Source organism: Bradyrhizobium sp., from assembly GCF_049512235.1.
Taxonomy (GTDB): Bacteria; Pseudomonadota; Alphaproteobacteria; order Rhizobiales; family Xanthobacteraceae; genus Bradyrhizobium.
On record NZ_JBEKXH010000635.1, the window covers coordinates 1 to 3,258 of the forward strand.

Here is a 3,258-nt window from a genome sequence, read left to right on the forward strand (position 1 = left end):
CGATCCAGCCGCCCAGCGTCGAGCAGCGGTAGGCCTGCATGTAGTGGCGCATCGTGAACGGCGACTCGCGCAGCTGGTCTTCGATGTGCGGCCCGTAAACGCCGCCCTCGATGCGCGCGGCGTGGCTTACCGGATCGACCTCCAGCACCTTGTCCATGTGGCGCAGCGAGATCGTCACGACCTTTTCAAACTCTGGAGCGGGTTCGATGCCCTTCACGACGGACGAGCCGCCGCCATACGGAATGGCCTTGGCGCCGATCTGGTCGCACCATGCGAGGATGCGCACGATGTCCTGTTCGTTGTCGGGAAAGGCCACTGCGTCCGGCGGATTGGGCACCGAGCGGCTGAACATCCGGCACGCATCGAACCAAGCCTTGCCGTAAGCGTGCTCCAACCGAGTGAGATGATCGGTGCGAACGATAGGTTGCAGCGCGGAAGGCACCGCGACTCGCGACCGACGCAGCGTAATCTCTTCCGCCTTGGGCGGCGGCGTGACGTCGAACCCAGAGAGGCTGTATCGATCCGCGATATCGGTTTCCCAAAGCCTGATTTCGTCTGACGTCAGATCTTCGTCAGCATAGCCCCATGCATAGAATTTTTTCTGCCGTCTCATCGTTTCCTCCGAGCGAACATAGTATCCTCAGTCGGCGTCGCGACGCCAACAAGCACGGTAAATCCGAGTCTTCGTCCTGGGACCTCAAACCGCATCTTGGCAGCAAAACACGCATTATGACAGGGCATAACCGACATCGGAAAGCACAGCCGTTGGGCGCCGCCGGTGTCGCGGAGGGGTCATTCGGTCCTGTCCGCCGATTCGCAGTCTGCCGATTCGCAGTCTTATGGGGCAAAGTGCCCCCCAAATGTCGTTGGGTCGATCCGAAGGAAGAACTCCTCGAAAGGCGAGGAACGACGGCGCAGAAGCCGAACTCCCCAACCCCGAACCCACCGCTGAGGTATGCGGCTCCAGCGCCGGCCAGAAATATTGCGCCAAAGCCTGGTCGGGCAACGTCATCACGCCGTTGTTCAAGCCATGGCCAAGCAACGCGCGCTCGAACCCGGGTGAACTGAGCCACATCGCTCACACTCCGCAAGTCGGGTTGACGCTTGTCGGGAACAATACTTTGAGGAGGCCGTTGGGATGGTTAGGTACGCGGCAAACACTGCCGTCGCCGTCAACGGAGAAATCCCATGGAATTAATCCTGATTATCGTCGTGGTCGTGCTCTTGTTCGGTGGCGGCGGGTACTGGGGTCGCAGTCGAGGTCACTGGTGACAAACGGACTCTCCGCGTTCTTTGAATGGCCGTTCTAGCCGTGGGCTATCCACGGGATACACCGCGGAGGGCACGCCCACTGAACGTACTCCACCTCGACGGACATCCGCGTGCCGCATTATTCAGCGGTACCAACGCCAGAAAATCAGCAGCTACCTTCGCCTTGGGGAACTAGCCGGCGAGAGGGAGTCCCGCAGGGGGATACAGGACTCCCTCATAAGCCAGACCATGGGCTGGCGGCGATTTGGCTCGTCTGGTTGGCACAGTTGATCGTCTCCGTGCCGTCGCAGATGGCGCATCGCAGGCCCGTCTCTTCCTCGTTGCGCCTACCGACCGCCAAACGCACCCGCATCTTCGGCTGCCAACTCAAAAGAGTCTGTGCGATTTTGACCATCCAAGGCAAAATCTCCGAGCGCGATTCGCCGTCGCCGCGTTTTCGTCATGGCGTTGGTTATCCGATTTATTTCAGAACCTGATCAATATTGACCGGCGACGCCGAACCCCTCGGAGCATGTTGGTTCGGTCACCGCCCCCCAACGGTATCTGCCGGCGACTGAGAGTTTCGCGCTCCCGCCTGACTTAGGGTGAGACCATGACCGATCATCTAGCCGCAATCCCGCTGCTCGCAATTCAGCGGCTCCGCTGCCCGAAATGCCAAACGCGCATGATTCTTTCGCGCATCTCTCCGGGGCCTACGGGATTCGAACTCCGCACGTTCGACTGCTCCAATTGCAACCACGTCGAAAAAATCGCTATAGCGTCCGATCCAATGAGGTCTGGGGATGTTGGCTGGCTGGTCGGCGAGTTACAGCCGCCAAGGTAGGACCATGCCTCCATCCGACCTTCTGAAAGCACAGATATACCGTAGGCATCGCCGTGCGTTAAGTTGATACCGTTTTTCGATAAAGCGCGTCGTAGCAGGCTGCGGAAACGTCCCAGCTGAATGACTGCGACATGGCGCTGCGGCGCATCGAGTTGAGGCGATCCTTCGCTCCGAACGTCGCGAACGCGCGACGGATACCGCCGAGAAATGACTCGATTGAGGGATGCGCGAATAGGAAGCCGGTTTCGCCATCCGCGATGGTTTCCGCGAGGCCGCCGGTCTGGTGCCCGATCGGCAGCGAGCCAAACCGCTGCGCATACATCTGGCTCAGTCCGCACGGCTCGAACCGGGACGGCATCAAGGTAAAATCGCTGCCGGCAAAAATGCGCCGGGCCTCGCCGTCGTCGAATCCGATATCAACCCCGATCGCATCGGGCCGGCGGCGGTGCACATCGACCAGCGCCTCCTCGAAACGCGTCTCCCCGCGACCGGTCACGACGATCTGGCCGCCACCGGCAACGATGGCGTCGGCGGCCGACAGCACGAGATCGACGCCCTTCTGATGAACGAGGCGGGCGACGAGGCTAAACAGTGGTCCGCGCGACAACGCCAGGCCAAACTTCTGCCGCACGCAGTCGGCGTTCGCGCGCTTCGCCTCCCAGTCGCCCGCGCCGAACGGTCGGGTCAGTTGCGTGCAGACTTTCGGATCCCAGCTCTCGTCTATGCCGTTCAGGATTCCGGTGAGCTGCGCGGCGTCGGAGCGGCGGCGCAGCAGGCCCTCAAGGCCGCAGCCGAGTCCCGATGTCGTGATCTCCCGGGCATAGGTCTCGCTGACGGTCGTCAGGTGCGAGGCGTAGACGATGCCGCCCTTGAGGAACGACAGCTTGTCGTAGAATTCGAGGCCGTCGATATGGAATGACTCATCGGGGGCGCCGATCCGCCGCAGCGATTCCTTCGGAAACAGGCCCTGGAAAGCCAGGTTATGGATGGTCAGGATGGTCGGGATATCGATTGCATTCCACGCGAGATAGGCCGGGACCAGCGCGGACTGCCAATCGTTGGCATGGACCAGATCCGCAGCCCAGCTCTTGTCCAGAAGGCCAGCGGCCAGTTGGGCAGCCGCCGATGCCAGACGCCCGAAGCGAACGTCATTATCGGGCCAG

Annotated in this window: 4 protein-coding genes; 2 read left to right on the forward strand and 2 right to left on the reverse strand. The window is 61.3% G+C overall.

Going from position 1 to position 3,258, the window contains the following annotated elements:
* The coding region (locus tag ABSG20_RS33100) for an FAD-binding oxidoreductase (protein WP_423868652.1) at positions 1-613 on the reverse strand (613 nt) is incomplete at its 3' end.
* Between the two features lie 575 nt (positions 614-1,188).
* On the opposite strand from ABSG20_RS33100, the gene ABSG20_RS33105 reads away from it, so the two are divergent.
* Entirely contained in the window at positions 1,189-1,272 is an 84-nt protein-coding gene (locus ABSG20_RS33105; protein WP_423868655.1) for a DUF3309 family protein, read from the forward strand.
* Positions 1,273-1,529: 257 nt separating this feature from the next.
* A complete protein-coding gene (locus ABSG20_RS33110; RefSeq protein WP_423868653.1) occupies positions 1,530-1,748 on the forward strand; it encodes a hypothetical protein in 219 nt (72 codons plus the stop codon).
* A gap of 405 nt (positions 1,749-2,153) precedes the next feature.
* On the opposite strand, the gene ABSG20_RS33115 is transcribed toward ABSG20_RS33110, so the two are convergent.
* Positions 2,154-3,258 (reverse strand): glycogen synthase (locus ABSG20_RS33115; RefSeq protein WP_423868654.1); only part of this gene is annotated, 1,105 nt, incomplete at its 5' end.

Bases quoted from the DNA above. Each gene is read 5' to 3' on its own strand.
- ABSG20_RS33105 (WP_423868655.1), top strand. From the start codon at position 1,189: ATGGAATTAATCCTGATTATCGTCGTGGTCGTGCTCTTGTTCGGTGGC.